Origin of the sequence: Acidovorax facilis (assembly GCF_050626955.1) — a bacterium.
In the GTDB taxonomy this organism is placed as follows: Bacteria; Pseudomonadota; Gammaproteobacteria; order Burkholderiales; family Burkholderiaceae_C; genus Acidovorax; species Acidovorax facilis.
This window is the reverse complement of sequence record NZ_CP192460.1, coordinates 3599243-3619818: the sequence shown is the minus strand read 5'-3', so window position 1 is coordinate 3619818 and position 20576 is coordinate 3599243. Positions and strand designations below refer to the sequence as shown.

The window sequence follows — 20576 nt, the reverse complement described above, 5'->3', positions numbered from 1 at the left end:
CATGATTCCGGTATACCAACCATATTTCAACGGACGCGAAAAAGAGTACGTCAATCAGTGCCTGGACTCCACTTGGATTTCCTCCAAGGGGGAATTCATTGGCAAGTTCGAGTCGGCCTTCGCAAATTATGTGGGTGCGCAAGGAGGTGCAACCAGTGTCTGCAATGGCACCGTGGCCATTCATCTGGCCCTGGCCGCATTGGGCATTGGTCCTGGCGATGAGGTGATTGTGCCAACCTTCACCTACATTGCTTCGGTCAACACCATCATCCAAACGGGCGCAACTCCCGTATTTGTGGACTCGTTGCAAGCTACATGGCAGGTAGACCCCGAAGATATACGGAAAAAAATAACACCAAGAACCAAGGCGGTGATGGCCGTTCATCTGTATGGGCAATCCTGTGACATGGATCCGATTGTTCAAATTTGCAAAGAGAACAATCTTCTCTTGGTTGAGGATTGCGCTGAGGCCTTTGGTAGCTATTACAAAGGGCGACATGTTGGCACCTTTGGTGATGTCGCCACTTTCAGCTTCTTTGGCAACAAAACCATTACCACGGGCGAAGGAGGTATGGTAATTGCCAAAGATGCAGCAGTGCTCGCGAAAGCATTTCACCTGAAAAATCAAGGCGTATCGTCAAGCCGGGAATATTGGCACGATATCGTTGCCTATAACTACCGAATGACTAATATCTGTGCCGCGATTGGATTGGCACAGCTGGAACAAGCAGACGTCATTCTTGAAAAGAAACGCCAAATTGCACTTTGGTATGAAGAGGCCCTGCAGGGATTGCCGCTGGAGGTGCATCGTGAAGAGTCCGGAACGACACATTCCTTCTGGATGTGCTCCGTTCTGGTGAACGATGCCACCCAACGGGACGGGCTTCGCCAGCACCTGCGCAAGCAAGGCGTTGAAACACGGCCCGTTTTCTATCCTGCGCACACCATGCCTCATTGTCAGGCTGAAGGCGTATTTCCTGTTGCTGAATATCTAGGGGCTAGAGGAATCAATCTGCCGAGCTTCCCCGCGCTTGCGTTTGAAAATGTACAAGATATCGCTAAGCACTTGCGACTATTTTTTGAGAATCTTGTGTAATGAAGTATGCGCTAGTCGCCACCACTGGCTATATTTTGCTGGTCGATCTAGATTCGAAGCGCGTTACCCCTTTGAAAAAAGATCAGCCAGAATATTATGGAATATCTTGGTTCCCGGGAGATTCGGAGCTGGTTCTTTCACATTCAGGTGTGAATAATTCAGATCTCATCGACATAGCATCTTATGCCCAATCTGAACAGGGCTGGCTCTCCAAAGGTACTCAGAATGGGAGGCGTTTCTTATCTGCTCCTCACCAGATATTGTGTGCGCCTGATGGTCGAATTATTTGTACGAACACGGGCAGAAATGTTATTTCGATAGTTGATTTGAATCGTCTCAATCTATTTCAAGAGGCGGGTATCAGTAACGCGCGATGGGACCGATTGTCGCTGGAAAAAATTACAGGCGATCACCTGAATTCCGTATTTCTCCAGAATGATCAACTGTTTGTAGTAGCGCATGGCCACAATAAAGGCTCTAAGTTGGCTGTTTTTTCATACCCGGATCTTGACTTGTTATCAGTCACTCCTCTCGGTGAGAGAACGGGGCTTCACAATATTTGGATTACCTCTGAAGGCCAGCGTATAAGTTGTCATTCTGAAATTGGGGCCCTGATCGATATAGATTGCGCAGAGCCTCTTTGGGAATCAGGCTCACCTGTATATACGCGCGGGCTGGCTGCTACCGATGATTACGTGCTTGTAGGAGAGAGCCAAAAGACCGGGAGAGATTTGCGTCGCAATTCGCTGAGTGCGATTTGGGTATTGGATCGAAAGCAATGGCAAGCGATTGACTACATCTGCTTGGGGCCTTATGGAGCAGTGAATGAGGTGAGATTGTTGGATGTGCCCGATCTGGCCCACCATGGCACTCCATTGCATAATATCCAGAATTTCCTCGCGGAAAGTGAGTTCCGGGATCTTCCCCCGGCTGAAATGGAAAAAAGCGAAAAAAATGGCCAGAATTTTAAAATGTCTAATGCCGATTTGGTTCAGGGCAAGCTTGATTTGGCTCGCGCTGTTTGGGGCGGGAAAGCCACCTGGTCGTCATACCCTTTGGTCCTCGGGTCACCAGAAACGTTAAATGATGGAAGTAAGCGAGCCGCTGTAGATAACCTGTGCCTAGCTTTGAAAAAGGACTCTGATAATCAATCTATGGCGTGCTTTTCCTATGCCCTTGAAGCTGGGCAGGTGTCGCATGTCTCTGCAGTGCTCGGTTACACGGGTAAGGGTGGGGATACCCATATGGCTGCATTACTGATTCAGAGTTCAGTCGGAGGAGGGGTATTGTCTGCATGGCGCCACAAAGGAGACGGGTGGAGGCAGTTGACGGAAATTGCAAATGTATTTGGACTTCCTCTGGAGGGAGATGTTCAGCTAAAAACTAGCCATTTGACGGCGATTCTATCTGTAGGAGGTACCGAGATATTGCGTCTGGATGCATCCACGTTGGGGCTGGACCACTGCAACAAAGGGCTGGGTATTCGATGGATAGGTGCAACGGTCAAACCACTGGACTAGTTTAATGAATCGATACTGGAAAGGGATATGGCAATCCCGCTATTTTTGGACCCATCTCGCTCTGGCTGACCTGCGCTCGCGTTGGCGGCGTTCCTTCTTTGGGGCCTTGTGGTCAATTATTCAACCCCTCGGCATGACGGCGTTACTGGCGGTGGTGTTCAGCCAAATGTTCAAGTCAGACATCACAACTTATGCCCCTTACATTCTCTCTGGCTTGATTGTGTGGGAATTTGTTGTTGCCAACGTTACGGGGGGAGCCCTATCGTTCGTTCAGGCAGATGCATATATCAAGCAGTGTAAACACCCATTGGCCATATATACCCTGCGCACCGTTTTAGGGAGCTTGGCTGTTCTGATGTTGGCAAGCGTTGCTCTGTTTGGATGGTCGCTGGTTGTGCTTCCGCAGAACTTCGGCTGGAGTTGGTTGGCGACGCTCACCATCTTCCCTGTTTTGGGTCTGATCGCGTGGCCCTTGGCTACGACCTTGGCGTATATTGGTGTGCGCTTTCGAGACGTCCCCCACGCTATGGGGCTATTGATGCAGGCCTTATGGTTTATATCGCCGGTCTATTTTGAAGCCAAAATGTTTAGGCAAGGGGGGATGGGTTTTCTGGTGGACTTCAATCCCATTTACCACGTGCTCCAGTTGGTTAGAGCGCCGTTGCTGGAGGGGGCATGGCCTACCGTCGAAAACTACAGCTATTCCTTTGCAATAGCTCTGGTGTTTGGTCTTTTCGCCTGGTTGGTGGGGCGGAAGGCTGAGAGCAAGGTTATCTTTTATTTATGAGCCAGCCTGAAATCAATCTTCAAGCAGTCAATCTGCATTATGCATCGGTTGCGTTCAAAGAGCGTTCGCTTAAATCTTTATTATCACGACCGTTTGGGAAAAGTGGTGCACGTGAGATCAAAGATGTTCATGCGCTCAAGAATATAACTCTTGAAATCAAAGGTGGAGAGCGTGTGGGGCTCCTGGGGCACAACGGCGCTGGAAAAAGCACTTTCCTCAAAACCGTTGCCGGTTTGTATCCAGTCTCCAGTGGCCAGGTCAATGTTCGAGGGCAGGTGCGTTCGCTATTTGATTTGAGCTTAGGGTTCGAGCCGGATGCTACCGGTCGTGAAAATATTTTATATCGGGGACTGTTGTTGGGATTAACGCCACGGTTCATGCGTGAAAAACAGGCCGAGATCGTTGAATTCGCAGATCTCCGGGAATTTATAGATTATCCTATTAAGACATATTCTGCAGGCATGCAAGTGCGATTGGCATTTGCTATATCTACTGCGGTTGGTGGGGATATATTATTGCTGGATGAGGTTATTGGTGCGGGGGATGCGAATTTTATGGGTAAAGCGAGACAGAGAATTGCGGAGTTGATTGAGCGCGCAGAAATTCTTCTGCTGGCTTCTCATGATTTTGGCGCCCTTAATAGCCTTTGCCAGAGAGGATTGGTTTTTCACCGTGGTGAGATAGTTTTTGACGGCTCCATTCCCAAGGCGGTAGTCGAGTACAAGAAGGTGAATAATATTCCATGAGGAATGATCAGCCCTTGCGTGTAATGTGGTTGCTTAACCACACGTCAGCACGAAAATTTGAGATTCCAATGCTGAAACGCATTGGCGTGGAGCAGATATTCCAGCCAAAAATATTTCCAGCTGACCCAAGCTTTCGGAGTGCAAATATTGACTTCTCAGAGGATGATAGACTGGCTATATCAGTGCATGATCTGCAGGTTTTAAATGCGGCGGATTGGTATGCGGGAGCAAGCCAAGATGCCTGGGAGATTGCAAATCGACACTTTGATGTTGTTTTCTTGATATTGCATTCAGCGGAGGTTTTGGTATCTGCTGCGAAGTATTTTCGTGGGTCCATCATTTTAAGGGCGTTCGGGACGGAAAAACCAGTCACTTATGAGAAAATAATAGCGCACTACGGAATCGCTTCAACTGTGAGGGGTTTGGGTGGGCGATTCTATTTTGGTGAGGCCTATCCACATCTGGGGGATCAAGAGGCTAAGTATCTTCGTGACAGAAGATGCTATCTCCCTTTGGGTATGGAAAGTGTTGATTATAAGGATAGCTGGGAAGGTGCGCTAAAACAGGTTGTTTTTGTCTGCCCAGATATTGGATTCAATTTTTACTATCGGCAGATATATGAATCATTTTGCCGAAGTTTTGGGGATCTACCCTATATCGTCGCTGGCGCACAACCGATTCAAGTGGATGACCCGAGGGTTCTCGGCTTCGTGAGCAATGAGCAGCATGCTCATAACATGACTCAAAGCCGCGTCATGTTTTATCACAGCCAAGAATCACATCATATTCATTACCACCCCTTTGAGGCCGTTCGCATCGGCATGCCGCTTGTATTCATGGGGGGCGGTATGTTGGATCGGATGGGCGGCTCGAAGCTTCCGGGGCGTTGCGAAACCATCCGTGAAGCGCGGCTAAAAATTGAACGTATCCTGAATGACGACCAAGATCTGATCCGGAGCATCCGAGGAAGTCAAACGATGCTTCTGGATGCGATGAATCCAGCGAACTGTGAAGGTGCATGGCAGGCTGGTTTTGCCCGCATCGCCTCAGAACTCGCCCTGGCGCGCGCAGAACAAGCGCGTCGACCCCTCGTGACGAAGCGCAAACGCATTGCGGTGATCTTGCCTGTGGGGTATCGCGGTGGCAGCCTACGAGGCGCGTTGTTGCTAGCCAAGGCGCTGTATATCGGCAGTCGCCAAGCAGGAGAGCCGACAGATGTTGTGTTTCTGCATCTGGACGACCCTGCGGTGTATTCGACAACTGATTTTGATGACTTGGCCGAAGGGGTCCAGCGAAGGCCATATAAGTGGAAGTCCCTGCGAGCTGGCGAGGCGCGCCGTGCCATGCGGTACGCGGGCTTTCCGGAGTGGGAGCCCCTAGTGCAGCAATACCTCGTGCCCGACGACGGAATTCAGCAGCTGCAAGATTGTGACCTTTGGCTTGTCGTCAGCGACCGTTTGTCGAGTCCTTTGCTTCCACTGAAGCCCAATGTGCTCATGGTGTATGACTATTTGCAGCGCTATGAAGCCGTCATGCCGCAGGGCGCGGACTACTTTTTTCTACTGGCTGCTCAGTCTGCTGCGCGCGTGCTTGTGACCACAGACTTCACTTGGCGAGACGCAACCCAATATGCGGGTCTTCAGCCTCGCTTGGTTCGTCGGGTTCCTATGTTGGCGCCTGAGTTTCCCATACGCAGGGCAGCCCACAATAAGGAACGAGGTTCGGGTCGGGGCTACTTTATCTGGACCACCAATGCTTCCCTGCACAAGAATCATGCTCGCGCGGCGCAGGCCTTAGAGATCTACTACGGCGAATTGGGCGGAAAGCTGGATTGCCGCGTTACGGGGGTCAACACCCGGGACATGCTGACCAGTCAGACTCCTCATTTGCGAGAAATGGCCAAGGTCTTTGAACGCAGTGAACTGTTGAAGGCGCGGGTTCAGTGGTGCGGCGAGTTGTTAGACGCCACTTATCGCGAACTCGTGGAAGGGGCCGTGTTCCTATGGCATGCAGGTAATATTGATAACGGAACGTTCAGCGTGATTGAGGCTGCTTGCTTGGGGGTTCCATCGCTGTCCAGCGACTATCCCGCTATGCGTGAGATGGATACGCAGTTTGCACTGAACCTCGCGTGGATGGACGCCAAGTCTCCCCGCGATATGGCGGTTCAACTTAAGCAAATGGAGTCTGACGCCCCTGGCAGGCGTGCCCACCTGCCTTCACCACAACAACTTGCCGGCCAGAGTGTGGAGGCGCTTGCACGCCAGTACTGGGAAGAGGTGCGCTCGTGCCTGTAAAAGAATACGGAATTTACGTCGCATATCCCCCCACGGTTGATTTGAGGGTGGAAGGTCTAGGTAGATACTTGGCGGCATTTCTCAAAGGGGCGGAGGGGCGCACTGACGTGCGCTTCACGATTGTTTGCCCCAGTTGGTCTCATGATTCATTGGAACAGCTATTCCTGAGCGAGGACGTTCCCATGGATCGCGTGCGCGTCATTGGACCTAAAGGAAAGCCGTACGCGCTCTACGTTTATGAGGCCTGGAAAAGTTACCTGAAACGCGAGCGAGGTTCGAGCTGGCTTCGGCGTCTGTCTCGTGGCATGGATAAAGTAGCCACTAGGGCGCAGATGCGCTTAGAGCGGCGGGGCATCACGGTAAACAGCTTATCCACGCTTTTGATGTTCTGCGTGGAGGCGCTGCCAGTGGGGGCCCTGCTTCTGATGCTGGCTCCCCTGTGGATTCCCATGCTGCTGGTCAATCGCTGGAAACCTCTCCTTCAACGCGGATTTCAGCGGCTGGCTCCCAGAATTGCTGTCAAAAGAGCTCGGCTGAAAGCTTTGCTGGATGAGCCTCAAGGGATAGGACTTGTTCAGCGTCTGTTTGCTGACATGGAGCACTCTGAGTCCCAGCGCATGCAGAAAGTCATTGAGCGGCTGCACGAGGTAACGGCTTGGTACTGCCCTACGGCCTTCTGGCCAGCGTTCAATGAGATCAAGGCCCCAAGGTTGATGTGTGTGCCGGATGTTGTATTGACTGATTTTCCCGTGGGTTTCTCATCGGTCAATGGAAACTACACTCTGCAGGTTTTTGAGAAGGTTCAAGAATCGATTCATTCTGCACACAACTTGGTGACCTACAGTGATGCAGTGAAATGGGGTACGCTGGTGGATCGCTATGGCGTTGATGCGGAAAAAATTTCTGTGATTCATCATGCTGCCAATAAATTGAACCGCTCTGTGGAAATTACAGGGTTTCCCGACACCGAAAAAACGGCAAAGCACCATTGTCAGAAGCTGCTATTCCAAGCACTACTACGTGCCACCAATATTGACTATACCTCTGGACTGGTCAATGGAGAGCTGCAGTTTATATTCTATGCGAGTCAGTTCAGGCCGAATAAAAATATTATTACCCTGCTTCGGGCATATGAGTATCTTTTGCGTAATCGCTATATTTCGCATAAACTGATATTGACTGGGCATCCGCGTTCGGCACCTGAGATACAAGATTTTATTTCTATCAATCGATTAGAGAATGATGTTCTATGCTTGCCCAAGCTCAGTATTGCTGAGTTGGCTGCTTGTTACAAGTTGGCGGCATTGGCTGTTAATCCAAGTCTGAGCGAAGGAGGATGTCCCTTTACCTTTACTGAGGCGCTGTCCGTTGACACTCCAGTGGTTATGGCGCGTATACCGGTCACAGAGGAAGTTTTGACAGATCCTCAATTGCAAGAGATTAGTTTTTTTGACCCTTATGATTGGCAGGACTGCGCACGGCGCATTGAATGGGGACTTGCTCATCCGCAGGAGTTGCTAGCACGGCAGCGCATAACCTATGATCAACTTAGCCAGCGTTCCTGGTCTGATGTTGTGAATGAGCACATCGAAGTTCTGGACCGAATTTCCAGGGTAGATCGAATCAAGAATCTGCAATGATGTCTCAAAAACTGATAATTTTCGGATATGGTGGCCATGCGCGTAGTGCAGCCGATTTGGCGCTGGCATGCGGGTACATCAGTTTATTGTTTGTCGACGAAAATGCACGGCCTGGGGAGAGTTTTTTAGGGCATTCCGTAGTTTCGTCTCTGGCGATAGATGATTTTCAAGAATATAGCGCTTTTCCCGCTGCCGGTGACAATAAACGCCGAAGTCAGCAGTGTCTGGCTATTGAGCAGCTGGGTTTGCCTTTGGTTTCCCTTGTTTCTCCGCTCGCCAGTGTGGGGGTTGGAAGTTCCATCGGAGCAGGCTGCTTCGTAGGCCATCATGCGCACATCGGTCCTTTGGCGTCCATAGCCACTGGTTGTATTGTCAATACGGGAGCTGTCGTTGAGCATGAAGCTCAGGTTGGCGAGTATGCCCATATCTCAGTGAATAGCACGATTGCCGGAAGAGGCAGCTTGGGAGCATATTCAATGCTGGGGGCTGGCGCTGTCATCATCGATGGCGTGTCAGTTGCCAGCGGAGTTATGGTGGGTGCGGGAGGCGTGGTGCATCGATCAATAGTCGAGCCAGGCATCTACACAGGTGTTCCGGCTCGAAAGAGCAAGTAGATAGATGAATTGACTTAGGTGGCCTGTGCTGGATGTTTGCGAGAAGTCGGAAAAGCCATCAGCATGATGTGCGGGCACGGCAGCATCACATAAAAAAGGCTCCTTGATGGAGCCTTTTTTATTCGCTGCTTACTGCAGACTCAACGTGCTTGTAGGTACTCCGTTGCCGCCATAATTTCCAGAATTCCTATTGTTCCCAAAACTCCGGATTTGTCCTCCCGATAATGCTTCAAGGCCCAGTCCGGTGTTGTTAGTAATGGTGCTGGACGAAATGCGAATTGACGATTGCGCACCAAACGAGCGCACACCACTTTGAATATTGCCGTCGGAGACCGAATTTTCGATGCTCATGCTGACAGGGCGCGATACGCTATTCGAAATAAAACCTGCATTGGTATTGGAGCTCACGATCGTATTCACGATGGATACGTCGCTTCCGTCATCAGCCCGGATACCGCGTTGACTTTGGTCGATACGAGTGTCGGAAATAGATACGGTAGCCAATGTGGCCGGACCAGGAACGATCCAGATGCCCCCGCCACCACAGTGGTCACCGAGAAATTTGCGAATGGCGAGATTGCTATCTGCCGGGGTTGTAGGTGCAAAATTGACGCATTGGCCGGTAACTCGGGACACTCTGACATTGTCGAGGATGACTCCCGCCGCGCTCAAGACATTGATGCCGTTGATGCCCGTGCCCGCACCGTCGATGACAACATTGCGAATGACAACATGTGCCGCCGCGTTATTGATGATGATGCCATTTGTCCCGGCAGAGAGTATGCCTCCAGCCTGCCCACCTGCCCCATCAATAGTGATGCTCTTGGTGATTGTGACTGCCCCAAAACCACCTGGGTCAAGTACGTTGATGGCCCCGTTGGTTGCAGTTTTGGAGATTGCACCCGCAAAGGTTTTGCAAGGAGCCGTTCGGCTGCAGGGATTTGCGTCGTCTCCTACCCCAGACACCCACGTACGCGTGGCTTGAGCATGGGCTGCGGACGCGGCCAGAAGAAGGCCGCAGATGAAGATGTAAATGTTGGGTTTGCGCATCGGAACCTCCAGTTGGATATTTGCTATCACTACTCTCTGTAACGCATGCTGAGCTTACGCTGAATTAACCGCTTTGCAAGTGATGTTGGTACCAGTTGGAGCCCTAACGATCTAGTGGCCTGAAGGAGGGAAACGGTTTGTGGGCGAACGTTAAAATCCATCGCTCCGTTCAGAGGTTTGGATGCCTAGGTGACGGGGCGCATTGCGAATGTGGCCGGCGGACGCACAGGCGTCTGCATGCAACTGGTTTTCTTACAACACTCAATCATGGCGCCACTTCAAATCACGACCACCTTGCTGGGCATCGGCCTTGCTGCCGTCATTCTGCTGCTCGTCCGGCGTGATCACCTCTACCTTCTGCACGGCCTGTTCTGGATATTGGTCGCGGGGGCTGCGGCCGTCTTGGGAGTCTGGCCGGGTCTGATTGATCGTCTCGCGGTGGTGGTGGGCATCAGTTACCCGCCCGCTCTGCTTTTGCTGGTGGCTGTGGTGATCGTCCTCGTCAAGACGCTGCACACCGACATTGTCAATACCCGGGTGGAAAGAGATGTGAGGCGCCTCAATCAGCGGCTGGCCATATTGGAGGCAGATAACGCTGCTTTGCGAGAACTCCGGTAGCGTTAGTTGTCGCCGAACACTGGCATCGGAGGGGCGTTGCTTGCGGTCCCCCGCGTAGTTAGGGAGCTAGCGTAGATAAACCGATGCCAAGGGGTGATGGTGGGCGAGTTTCCACGCCTTGGCCAATGAAACGCTGCTGAGAATCAAGGAGCAGCGCGACGGCTTGCTCGGCGCACTTGCCACCGCGCAAGGCATAGCAGCGTGGTGGCCGCCATGTACTTGGCCACACTGAACCATGAGTTGAAAATTCGCGACTTGCCGACCGCGCGCAGATTCATGGAAACGGGCACTTCGACAATACGCAAGCCGGCGCGGCGCACCAGTAGCAGGGCGCCCAGGTCCTGATAGTCCAGCAAGGTGGCTTCACGCGATGCGAGTACCTGCATGGCTTCGGCGTTGCAGAGCCTGAATCCCGAGGTGAGGTCGCGCAAGTCAAAACCTGCCAGGTGGCGAAACCAGTTCCAGGCCAGTTGCCGCGTGCGACTGGCGCGCTCTGGGTAGGCTCCTATCACCAGGTCGGCCTGATCCCGCGCTCGCAGCAAAACAGGAATCTCGTTGACCTCATGCTGGCCATCGGCATCCATGGTGATGACTGCTTGGTAGCCATGCAGCAACGCATAGCGAATCCCCGCTTGCATGCCACCCCATGCGCCCATGGGGAGCACAGGATTCAGCACGCGGGCACCTGCCGCGCTGGCAATGGCTGCCGTATCGTCCGTGCTCTGGTCATTGATGACCAGCACATCGTGCCAGCCCTGCGCATGCAGATGCTGCAGCACGCTGCCGATGGTGCCGGCTTCGTTGCGCGCCGGGATTACCACCAGGAGGTCCTTGCCCCGAGCTGGTTTCTCCGCCTCTGGGGTCACCAGCTTATAGCTGGTGGCGAGCGCTGTTGCACAGGCGGCAATGGAGAAATATTCAAGCAAGGCACGCTGTCCCGCCGCACCAAATGCCGCGCGTTGTTCGGGCTGGTCTTGCAAGTGCTGGAACGCCGCCCGCCAGCCCGAAATACCGTCTTCCGGAGGAACGCGCAAGCCAGCATCGGCCTTTGAGACGACCCAGGGCATGCCGGATCCGGGCAGGTCGCTCACGATGCAAGGCCGGGCATGGTGCATGGCTTCTAGCAGCACCATTCCGAAGGCCTCGGTCCGTTCGCACGAAGCAAGGCAGAAAACGTCACAACTCTGAAGCAGGGCATGTTTCTCGTTGTCACCCACGTTCCCCAAAAGGCGCACATTGGGCGGCTCGCCGGACCGGGTTTGGGTTGCAATGAGGGTCTCCAGCTCTTGGCGGGACTCGCCTTCTCCAATGATCAGCAGTTCCAGCCCTGGCTGGCCCGTCACAGCGCGGACCAGTGTCTCAAAACCTTTGTAGTAGGTGAGGCGCCCGATCGACAACAGGCGCAGTGCGCCGCCATCTTCGGCTGACCAGCTTTTCAGCGGTTCGGTGTCGTCGGGTGGTGCCGGGTTCGTGCAATCCAGGCCCAGGGGAACTACATCGCATTTGTCCCGCCATGTTCGAAGCGGCTCGCTGGCTTCCAGGTACGGCGTGGATGTGGCAATGACCCGCGCCGCCTGGCTGAGTACGGCTTGTTCAAAAGGCCTGTAAAGGCGGTAGGCGATGGCAACTGCCGTGCGGATGCGTGATACCACCACGTCGGAATGCCAGTGCACCACCCACGGAATGTCGCGCGCCTGCGCCAGGGTGAGCGCCCAGAAAACAGAGTTGTTGGGCATGTGCAGGTGCAGCACATCGGGCTGGATGCGCTGAATGGCCTGTGCCAGGGCTCTTCGAAATCCCAGTGCGATGGGTGCGTAGATCACGCTGAACTGCACAGGCACCCGCTGCAACCAGACGGGATCATCGGGCAGGGGATCGCCGTGCACCAATGCATGGACATCCAGGCCCTGGCGCCGCTGCTCTTGAATCAGGTCGGCAAGAAACACTTCCATCCCCCCTCGGTGCGGGGGATAAAACTTGCCAATGTGTAATACGCGCAAAGTCACAGCCTGCCTGTCTGGTCGCTACTTGTGCTACTTCTTTGGGGCAGCGATGACGGCACGCATCTGGTTGTACTGCGGGTTCCGAGGGTCCAGCTTGATGGCCTGATCGATGTCACTCAAGCTTGCTGCCTGCTGGCCCGCTTGGTGGTGGGCGATGGCGCGGCCGTAGTAGACCGGGGCACCGGGGTTGGTGGCAATGAGTTGATCAAACACCTCAATGGCTGCCTTGGTCTCGCCTTTGCCCACCCGTGCCATGCCAAGGCCGAGCAGCAGGCGCGGATCTTTGGGGTTTGTCTGCAGCAGCACCTTAAAACCGCTGATGGCCTCGTCATACCTTTGCAGGGCCATCGCGGTCTCCACCAGCCGTATGCGCACTGTGGGTACCGTACTCCGCAGTTGAGGATCTTTTTCAGCCTTGGCCACGGCAGTGTTGAAGCTCTCCAGCGCGTGTGCAAGTTGCCCCAGCGCTGCTTGGGATTCGCCTCGGTGGTAATACAGGGCGGGCTCTGTGTACCCCTGCGCCTCTGCCGCGGCAAAAGCCTGAAGTGCTTCCGCGTGCTTTTTCTTGAGCTGCAGAACCACGCCCGCGTTAAAGCGTGCACTGCGTCCCAGTTCGCCCAGGTCTCCAAGGGCTGCCGCAGTAGACAGGTTCCACTGCGCTTGGTCTGTCATGCCCTTGCGCAGGTAGTAGGCCCCCAGATTCAGAAAAGGGCGGCTGCGCCCAACGGCATTGGCGGGGGCTTTGACATCAATCTTCTCGGCGGCATCGGTCCATGCGGCGACTTCGTCGCTCAAAGAAAGGTTGCGCTCCAGGGCCAGCGCCCCAAACAACAACCCCAGCACAGCGCCCAAGGCATAGATTGCTTTGGGCTTGAAGCCGGTGAGCACAATCGCCAGCAAGCCAGGAAGCGCCACTGCCCACAGGTAGCTGCGATAAAGCACAAAAGGGTCTTGCACCCAGACGGTGATGAACTCCGTGGCAAACCACAAAAGTGGAAAAAGAAGGAGTACCGCAGCAAGACTCAATGCGCCTGTGCGACGAAGCAGCAGCCACGCGGCCCCTGCAAAGAGCGCCAGATATGCCACCGCACCAGCCAGGTGCCAGGACGATGCAAAGCCCAGCGGAAAGGCGGGACGCAGGTCGATAGACATCCAGCCAACATAGGGCACGATCCAGAGCAGCCCGTATGCAAAGAAGAGCCCTGCTTGATTCAGGATGCTCAGGGGAAAAATCTGCTGCGTAATGCCCGGGCGAAGCGCTTCGAGCTGCTGCGCAAAGGCCACAGATTGCGCATCAAAGAGCTGACCAATCAAGTCGCCGCGAAAGTGCAGCAGTGCGGCAGTGGCCACGCCCATCAGCAAAAGTGCAGCACCCAACACGACGGCAATGCTCTTCCAGCTGGGGCGCCGTATGTGGATGTAGATAGGAATGGTCAGGGCGGCGGTCATCACAGCATGCTCTTTGGACAACATGGCCAGCAGATAGGCCAGCAGTGCGCCTGCGTACCAGACCATTCGCTTGGTTTGCAGCCCACGCACAAAGGCCCAGCATGCGAGCACGGCAAACAGGGTTGCCATGAGGATGGATCGTTGGATCAGGTAGCCCACCGCGTAAACCGCCATGGGGTGGAGTGCAAACAATGCCACCCCAACCTGCAATGCAGCCCTTTGCGATGCGGCAAAGTGCGCCTGGTCCTCCATGTCCTGCGGGAAACGGGTGCTGGCCATCAGCGCTTTGAAGAACGCATACATGGCAGCCACCACACCCAGGTGCAAGGCAATGTTGACGATGCGTTGCTTCCACCAGCCAGCGCCTGCGATCTGGTCCACCCAGACGAAGCTGCCGTACGAGACCATGCGCGCCTTGAGGTCGAGCAGGCTGCCATAGCCACTAAAGATGGAGCCTTCCGTGAGCCGAATGTCGTCAAACAGCAGCTCGTTGTTCAGTCCTGGCACATACACGCCCAGCACAGCCAATACCAAAACCAGGGCGAAAAAGTAGGGGGCTTTGCCGGATTGGGCCATGGAAGGGCGTTTGGAGGAGGGCCAGAGCCCAGGTGGGACGGTAGACCGAACCAGTTTAGCAGACCAAAAAACGTCTCAAATCGTGAAAAATGTCGCAGAAGAGAGCCGTTAGATGGAGCGCGCTGCGGTGGTTTGTAGTGCCGGCCGCTTTGGGCGTGACCGCATATGTCTGTCTTGTCTCCGGAGGGCGGTTACGGTTGGGATTTCTGTGGGCCCCGTCCGATCATCAAATCCAGGTTCTGAACCGCCGCCCCCGATGCCCCCTTGCCCAGGTTGTCGAACACGGCAGTCAGCAGCACCTGGCCATGGCGGGCGTTGCTGAAAACGCCCAACTGCAGCTGGTTGGTGCCGTTGAGGGCCTGCGGGTCCAGGTGCTGGGTGTCTTGCGCTTGCGCCAGGCCCAGGACTTCAACATGGTCCGCACCGAGAAAGTGCTGGGCCAGGCAAGCGTGCAAACGCTCTCCGGTGGTGCCTGCGGGCAGCTGGCGCAGATGCAGCGCAATGGTGAGCGCAATCCCCTGGCGGAACGAACCATAGGCCGGAAGAAAAAACGGGCGTTGCGACAGCCCGGCATGCAGGGCGATTTCCGGCGTGTGCTTGTGTTCCAGGCCCAGGCCGTAGAGCTGGAAGGCCGGGGCGTTGGCAGCGTTCGTGCCTTCATGTTCGTCCACGCGAGCCCGTCCGCCGCCCGAATACCCCGACACCGCGTGGATGGTGATGGGAAGGTCAGCGGGCACGAGCCCCGCTTGCACCAGGGGCCGCAGCAGGGCGATGGCGCCCGTGGGGTAGCAGCCTGGGTTGCTGACCCGCTTGGCGCCAGCAATGCGCGCGGCCTGGGCAGCGCCCATCTCTGGAAAGCCATACACCCACTGCGGGTCCGTGCGGTGCGCCGAGCTGGCGTCGATCACGCGCACGGCGGGGTTGACGATGGAGGCGGCTGCTTCGCGGGCAGGGGCATCGGGCAGGCACAGGATGGCGATATCGCAGCTGTTGATGGCCTCGGCGCGGCGGGTGGCGTTCTTGCGTTCGGCCTCGGGCAGGGTCAGCAGCTGCAGATCCGTGCGGCCACGCAGGCGTTCGTGGATCTGCAAACCGGTGGTGCCTTGGTCGCCATCGATGAAGACAAGGGGTGGGGTGGTCATGGGGCGGGTTCCTGCAATGGAGGGGATGTGGAATCTTCGGTCCCGGTCTAAACTTTGAAAAGTTGAATTTCACAAACATCAGGATCAGGTTTACTGAACGTCATGCGCGAACTCAATCTTGACCGGCTGCGCACCCTGGTCACCATCGCCAACCTGGGCTCCTTCGCAGAAGCCGCGCGCACGCTGCACCTGGCGCCGCCCACGGTGAGCCTGCACATCGCGGACCTGGAGGCCCACATCGGTGCGCCATTGCTGGTGCGCAGGCGGGGCGAGGTGCGTCCGTCCGCCGTGGGTGAGGTGCTGGTCGAACGTGCGCGGCGCTTGCTGGCGGACGCGGATGAAGCGATGGACCTGGTGCAACGCCAGGTGCAGGGGCTGGCGGGGCGTGTGCGCCTGGGCGCCTCCACGGGGGCCATTGCACACCTGCTGCCCCAGGCCCTGGAGGCGCTGGGCCAGCACCACCCCGGCATCGACGTGCAGGTGGCCGTGCTCACTTCGCACGAAACCATGTCGCGGCTGGCCAATGGTGTGCTGGATGTGGGCCTGGTGGCCCTGCCACAGGCAGCCCTGCGCGGTGTGGCGGTGCTGCCGTGGCGGCGCGACCCAGTCATGGCGTTTGTGCCGTCCACCTGGCCTTCGCCCGCGCGGGTCACTCCCGGCTGGCTGGCGAGCCAGCCGCTGATCCTCAACGACGATGGCACCAGCCTGTCACGGCTGACGGGCGAGTGGTTTGCGCAAGCCGGCGAACACCCCAAGGCGCGCATCCAGCTGAACTACAACGACGCCATCAAAAGCCTGGTGGCGGCAGGCTATGGTGCAACGCTGCTGCCGCAAGAGGCTTCCACCTCCGTGCCACGGGACCCCCGCATCCGCATGCTGCCGCTGCAGCCCCGCCTGTGGCGGCCGCTGGGTATCGCGCACCGTGCAGGGCCAGTCGAGCGGGCCACCCAGCATGTGCTGGATGTGCTGTGGCAGCAAAAGCAGGGGTAGGGCAGTGGCAAGGCGGGGGCGGTACCGCCCATGTCCGTCGTGTTGCTCACCATGCGGCGCAAGATCGGATGCACAAATTACAGATAAAAATAGGCTCTAGCGCTTATCTATAAGGCGCAAGTAGCTATCAATATAGTAGCGTTGGTGGCTGCTTCAGAGGGGGTTCTCGGGCGCCAGCGCGCTGAGCACCATGCGCACGATCAGCTCCTCGGCCTTTTCGTAGTCGCGTTCTGTCAGTGCCGGTTTGCCCAGCAGCAGGGCGAACTGGGCCTCCTGCTCCGCATAGGCCTGCGTGACCGACCAGATGATGAACATCAGGTGCGTGAAGTTGACCTTGGCGATGCGGCCTTCTCGGGCCCAGCGTTCGAAGGTGCGCACCTCGGTCTTGAGCAGCGGCGCCACGCGCTCGATGATGGCGTTGCCATAACGTGGTGCACCGGCAATCACCTCTTTGGTGAAGACCTTGGCGCCCTGGGGGCGCGTGCGCGAATACTGCAGCTTGGCGCGGATATAGCGCCGCAGCGCCTGCTGGGGGTCGTCGCTGTGCGACAAGTCTTCCATCCCGGCCAGCCACTGGGTGAGCACGTCGTCGAGCACACGCTGGTACAGCGCCTCTTTGCTCGGAAAGTAATACAGCAGGTTGTGGCGGCTGATGCCGATGGCGGCTGCGATGTTTTCCAGCGAGGCGCCCTCAAAGCCGAACTGCGCAAAGTGGTTCTCGGCCTCAGTGAGGATGCCCTGTTCCTTGAGCAAGCGCGAGGCGGTGGGCGCGCGGGGCGTTGTCTCGTCGCTGGAGGTGGCGCGCGTTGTCCTGGGAGCGCGGGGGGCGGTGTCTGCGGGGGACGGGCGGGCGTCGGTCATCGCACCATTGTGGAACAAGCCAGGGGCCAAAAACTGGCATTTCGCTGGCGTGAGACGGAGATTTGTGGCGATTTGGCTGGCACGGGGTTTGCTCTAGGGATTTTACCAATTGGTAAATTTTTACGGGTTGGTAAATTGACCCACCACACAGGGCACCGCTGCGCCAAAGCAGCGGGCACCTGAATCCTACAGCGAGGCCCACGATGAAACCTCCGAAGTTTGCAAGCACAGGCGCCTGCGCCTGCGCTGCATTGGCTGGCCCCAGCCGCATGCGCAGCCAGCGCTGCGTGGCACGGGCGCATTGGAGCGTCTGCATGGCCTGCGCCCAGACCCCCACCCTGACCCTCTCGGAGGAAACCTGATGGACACACCCGCAAGCCGTGCCTGCGGCATTCATGCCGCACGCCTGAACCTGGCCGACTACGCTGCCAACTTCAGTGATGCGCACCCGCCGCTCACCAAACCCCAGGCCCTGATCGAGGCCGAGCGCTGCTACTACTGCCACGATGCGCCCTGCGCCACCGCCTGTCCCACGGGGATCGACATCCCATCGTTCATCCACCGCATTGCGCAGGACAACAACCGGGGTGCTGCCCGTGCCATCCTGGAGGCCAACCCGCTGGGCGGCATGTGCGCCCGCGTGTGCCCCACCGAAGTGCTGTGCGAACAGGCTTGCGTGCGCAACACCAACGAGGACAAGCCGGTGGAGATCGGCTCGCTGCAGCGCTATGCGACTGACGCATTTTTTGAAAAGCCCGGTGCACCGTTGTTCCAGCGCGCAGCCGTTACCGGCAAGCGCGTGGCCGTGGTGGGCGCAGGGCCGGCGGGCCTGGCCTGTGCGCATGGCCTGGCCGTGCGGGGGCATGACGTGGTGTTGTTCGAGGCGCGCCCCAAGCTCGGCGGCCTCAACGAATATGGCCTGGCCAGCTACAAGACCACCAACAACTTCGCGCAGAAGGAGGTGGAGTGGCTGCTGTCCATCGGCGGCATCGAGGTGCGCACGGGCCAGCAACTGGGCCGTGACATCACGCTCGACAGCCTGCTGGGTGCTTACGACGCGGTGTTCCTGGGTCTGGGCCTGCAGGGCGTGAACGCGCTGGGCGTGGCCGAGCCCACCGCCACCGGACTGCGCAATGCCGTGGATTTCATTGCCGAGCTGCGCCAGAGCGTCGACCTCTCGACCCTGCCCGTGGGCCGCCGGGTGGTGGTGATTGGTGGCGGCATGACAGCGGTGGATGCTGCCGTGCAGTCGCGCAAGCTGGGCGCGGAAGAAGTGACCATCGTCTACCGCCGGGGCGCAGAGGCCATGTCGGCATCGGCCGTGGAACAGCAATGGGCGCAGACGAACGGCGTGACCATCCGCCACTGGGCTGCACCGAAAGAGGTGCTGAGCGAAGGCGGCGCTGTCAAGGGCGTGCGTTTTGCCGCCACGGCGCTGAGCGGCGGCAAGCTGGTGGAAACCGGCGAAACCTTCACGCTCGATGCCGACATGGTGCTCAAGGCCATCGGCCAGACCTTTGTGGCCGAGCCTGTGGGCAAAAGCATTGCGCTAGAGGGCGGGCGCATCGCCACCGATGCCGAAGGCCAGACCAGCCTGGCGCGTGTGTGGGCCGGTGGCGACTGCCGCGTGGGCGGCCGCGACCTCACGGTGGAAGCGGTGGAGCACGGCAAGGTGGCCGCTGTCTCCATCCACGCCGCACTGATGGCCTGAACCCCTTCACCCAGTTTTCACGGGAGCACCCCATGGCAGACATTCGCAGCAATTTCCTGGGCATCCAAAGTCCCAACCCCTTCTGGCTGGCCTCCGCACCGCCCACCGACAAGGAGATCAACGTCACCCGCGCCTTCGAGGCGGGCTGGGGCGGCGTGGTGTGGAAGACGCTGGGCGAAGACCCACCGGTGGTCAACGTCAACGGCCCGCGTTACTCCACGCTGATGTCGCAAGACCGCCGTGTGATCGGCCTGAACAACATCGAGCTGATCACCGACCGGCCGCTGCAGACCAACCTCGAAGAGATCAAGCGCGTCAAACGCAACTGGCCGGACCGCGCCATGATCGTCTCGCTCATGGTGCCGTGCGAGGAGCAGAGCTGGAAGAACATCCTGCCGCTCGTGGAAGACACCGGCGCCGATGGCATCGAACTCAACTTCGGCTGCCCCCACGGCATGAGCGAGCGTGGCATGGGCGCGGCCGTGGGCCAGGTGCCTGAATACATCCAGATGGTCACGGCCTGGTGCAAGCACTACAGCAAGCTGCCCGTGATCGTGAAGCTCACGCCCAACATCACCGACGTGCGCCAGCCCGCACGCGCCGCCAAGGCGGGTGGAGCCGATGCGGTGTCGCTCATCAACACCATCAACTCCATCATGGGTGTGGACCTGGACCGCATGGTGATGAGCCCGAGCACCGACGGCTGGGGTTCGCACGGCGGCTACTGCGGCCCGGCCGTCAAGCCTATCGCGCTGAACATGGTGGCGGAGATTGCACGCGATGCGCAGACTGCGGGCCTGCCCATCAGCGGCATTGGCGGCATCACCACTTGGCGCGATGCGGCCGAGTACATTGCGCTGGGCTGCGGCACGGTGCAGGTGTGCACGGCGGCCATGGTGTATGGCTTCAAGATCGTGCAGGACATGTGCGATGGGCTGTCCAACTTCATGGACGAGCACGGCTACGCCACGCTCGACGACTTCAAGGGCCAGGCCGTGCCCACGGTCAAGGACTGGAAGAACCTCAACCTCAACCACATTGAAAAAGCCGTCATCAACCAGGACGCCTGCATCCAGTGCGGCCGCTGCCATGTGGTGTGCGAAGACACCTCGCACCAGGCCATTACCTTCACCAAAGAGGGTGGCGTGCGCAAGTTCGAGATCAACGAGGCCGAGTGCGTGGGTTGCAACCTGTGCGTGTCGATCTGCCCCGTGCCAGAGTGCATCACCATGCGCGCGCTCGCGCCCGGCGAAGTTGATGTGCGCACGGGCAAGAAAGTGACCGGCGAATACGCCAACTGGACCACGCACCCCAACAACCCGCAGCGCGTGTCTGCAGCGGCTTGATATGCGCCTCCTGCGTGCGTGTGCCACAGACCCTGCAAGGCTTTGTGACAGCACCCGTTGTGGTGCTGATTTGCAACGCATGCTGCACTGCATCTGGTGCAGTTCTTGCGTGATCTCTAGCATCGCTCGC

17 protein-coding genes are annotated in these 20576 nt (G+C 57.2%); 12 read left to right on the top strand and 5 right to left on the bottom strand.

The features are described 5' to 3' along the window. Position 1 precedes the first annotated feature (1 nt). From ACQ4MJ_RS16595 to ACQ4MJ_RS16565, 7 genes are all read left to right on the top strand, one after another. On the top strand, positions 2-1096 hold the full coding sequence (locus ACQ4MJ_RS16595) for a DegT/DnrJ/EryC1/StrS family aminotransferase (RefSeq protein WP_121507488.1): 1095 nt from the start codon (positions 2-4) through the stop codon (positions 1094-1096). Then, the gene (locus ACQ4MJ_RS16590) at positions 1096-2616 is read left to right on the top strand and encodes a hypothetical protein (RefSeq protein ID WP_431151928.1); all 1521 of its coding nucleotides are present in this window, start codon (positions 1096-1098) and stop codon (positions 2614-2616) included. Before ACQ4MJ_RS16595 ends, ACQ4MJ_RS16590 begins: the two co-directional genes overlap by 1 nt. A gap of 4 nt (positions 2617-2620) precedes the next feature. Next, a complete protein-coding gene (locus tag ACQ4MJ_RS16585; RefSeq protein ID WP_121507487.1) occupies positions 2621-3403 on the top strand; it encodes an ABC transporter permease in 783 nt (260 codons plus the stop codon). Next, positions 3400-4149, top strand: a complete 750-nt coding sequence (locus ACQ4MJ_RS16580; RefSeq protein ID WP_431151929.1) for an ABC transporter ATP-binding protein — start codon at positions 3400-3402, stop codon at positions 4147-4149. The genes ACQ4MJ_RS16585 and ACQ4MJ_RS16580 overlap by 4 nt, the downstream gene beginning before the upstream one ends. Positions 4150-4172: 23 nt before the next feature. Beyond that, positions 4173-6446: a hypothetical protein gene (locus ACQ4MJ_RS16575; protein ID WP_431173653.1), complete on the top strand. Its 2274-nt coding sequence runs from the start codon at positions 4173-4175 to the stop codon at positions 6444-6446. 182 nt (positions 6447-6628) lie between these two features. Continuing rightward, on the top strand, positions 6629-8086 hold the full coding sequence (locus tag ACQ4MJ_RS16570; RefSeq protein ID WP_431151931.1) for a glycosyltransferase: 1458 nt from the start codon (positions 6629-6631) through the stop codon (positions 8084-8086). After that, a complete protein-coding gene (locus ACQ4MJ_RS16565) occupies positions 8086-8700 on the top strand; it encodes a NeuD/PglB/VioB family sugar acetyltransferase (protein ID WP_431151932.1) in 615 nt (204 codons plus the stop codon). The genes ACQ4MJ_RS16570 and ACQ4MJ_RS16565 overlap by 1 nt, the downstream gene beginning before the upstream one ends. Before the next feature lie 129 nt (positions 8701-8829). Here ACQ4MJ_RS16565 and ACQ4MJ_RS16560 read toward each other — a convergent pair whose 3' ends face one another. Beyond that, entirely contained in the window at positions 8830-9750 is a 921-nt protein-coding gene (locus tag ACQ4MJ_RS16560) for a right-handed parallel beta-helix repeat-containing protein (RefSeq protein ID WP_431151933.1), read from the bottom strand. Between the two features lie 267 nt (positions 9751-10017). Between ACQ4MJ_RS16560 and ACQ4MJ_RS16555 the strand changes: the two genes are divergently transcribed. Next, a complete protein-coding gene (locus ACQ4MJ_RS16555) occupies positions 10018-10368 on the top strand; it encodes a DUF2304 domain-containing protein (protein ID WP_121508820.1) in 351 nt (116 codons plus the stop codon). A gap of 143 nt (positions 10369-10511) precedes the next feature. Here the strand turns inward: ACQ4MJ_RS16555 and ACQ4MJ_RS16550 are convergent, their stop codons facing one another. From ACQ4MJ_RS16550 to argC, 3 genes are all read right to left on the bottom strand, one after another. Then, the gene (locus tag ACQ4MJ_RS16550; protein WP_431151934.1) at positions 10512-12320 is read right to left on the bottom strand and encodes a glycosyltransferase; all 1809 of its coding nucleotides are present in this window, start codon (positions 12318-12320) and stop codon (positions 10512-10514) included. Between the two features lie 81 nt (positions 12321-12401). Then, a complete protein-coding gene (locus tag ACQ4MJ_RS16545) occupies positions 12402-14396 on the bottom strand; it encodes a tetratricopeptide repeat protein (protein WP_431151935.1) in 1995 nt (664 codons plus the stop codon). A gap of 191 nt (positions 14397-14587) precedes the next feature. Beyond that, entirely contained in the window at positions 14588-15538 is a 951-nt protein-coding gene (gene argC / locus ACQ4MJ_RS16540; RefSeq protein ID WP_228898846.1) for an N-acetyl-gamma-glutamyl-phosphate reductase, read from the bottom strand. 102 nt (positions 15539-15640) lie between these two features. Here argC and ACQ4MJ_RS16535 point away from each other — a divergent pair, with 102 nt between their 5' ends. Further along, positions 15641-16528 (top strand): LysR family transcriptional regulator, encoded by an 888-nt coding sequence (locus ACQ4MJ_RS16535; RefSeq protein WP_431151936.1) that lies wholly within the window; start codon positions 15641-15643, stop codon positions 16526-16528. Positions 16529-16681: 153 nt separating this feature from the next. On the opposite strand, the gene ACQ4MJ_RS16530 is transcribed toward ACQ4MJ_RS16535, so the two are convergent. Further along, the gene (locus ACQ4MJ_RS16530) at positions 16682-17389 is read right to left on the bottom strand and encodes a TetR/AcrR family transcriptional regulator (RefSeq protein ID WP_176888401.1); all 708 of its coding nucleotides are present in this window, start codon (positions 17387-17389) and stop codon (positions 16682-16684) included. Positions 17390-17592: 203 nt separating this feature from the next. Here ACQ4MJ_RS16530 and ACQ4MJ_RS16525 point away from each other — a divergent pair, with 203 nt between their 5' ends. Genes ACQ4MJ_RS16525 through preA form a run of 3 tightly spaced genes read left to right on the top strand, consistent with a single transcriptional unit; the run spans position 17593 to position 20446 of the window. Next, positions 17593-17751: a hypothetical protein gene (locus tag ACQ4MJ_RS16525; protein WP_431151937.1), complete on the top strand. Its 159-nt coding sequence runs from the start codon at positions 17593-17595 to the stop codon at positions 17749-17751. Beyond that, on the top strand, positions 17751-19100 hold the full coding sequence (locus tag ACQ4MJ_RS16520; RefSeq protein ID WP_431151938.1) for an NAD(P)-dependent oxidoreductase: 1350 nt from the start codon (positions 17751-17753) through the stop codon (positions 19098-19100). Before ACQ4MJ_RS16525 ends, ACQ4MJ_RS16520 begins: the two co-directional genes overlap by 1 nt. Positions 19101-19132: 32 nt before the next feature. Further along, entirely contained in the window at positions 19133-20446 is a 1314-nt protein-coding gene (gene preA, locus ACQ4MJ_RS16515; protein ID WP_431151939.1) for an NAD-dependent dihydropyrimidine dehydrogenase subunit PreA, read from the top strand. Positions 20447-20576 lie beyond the last annotated feature (130 nt).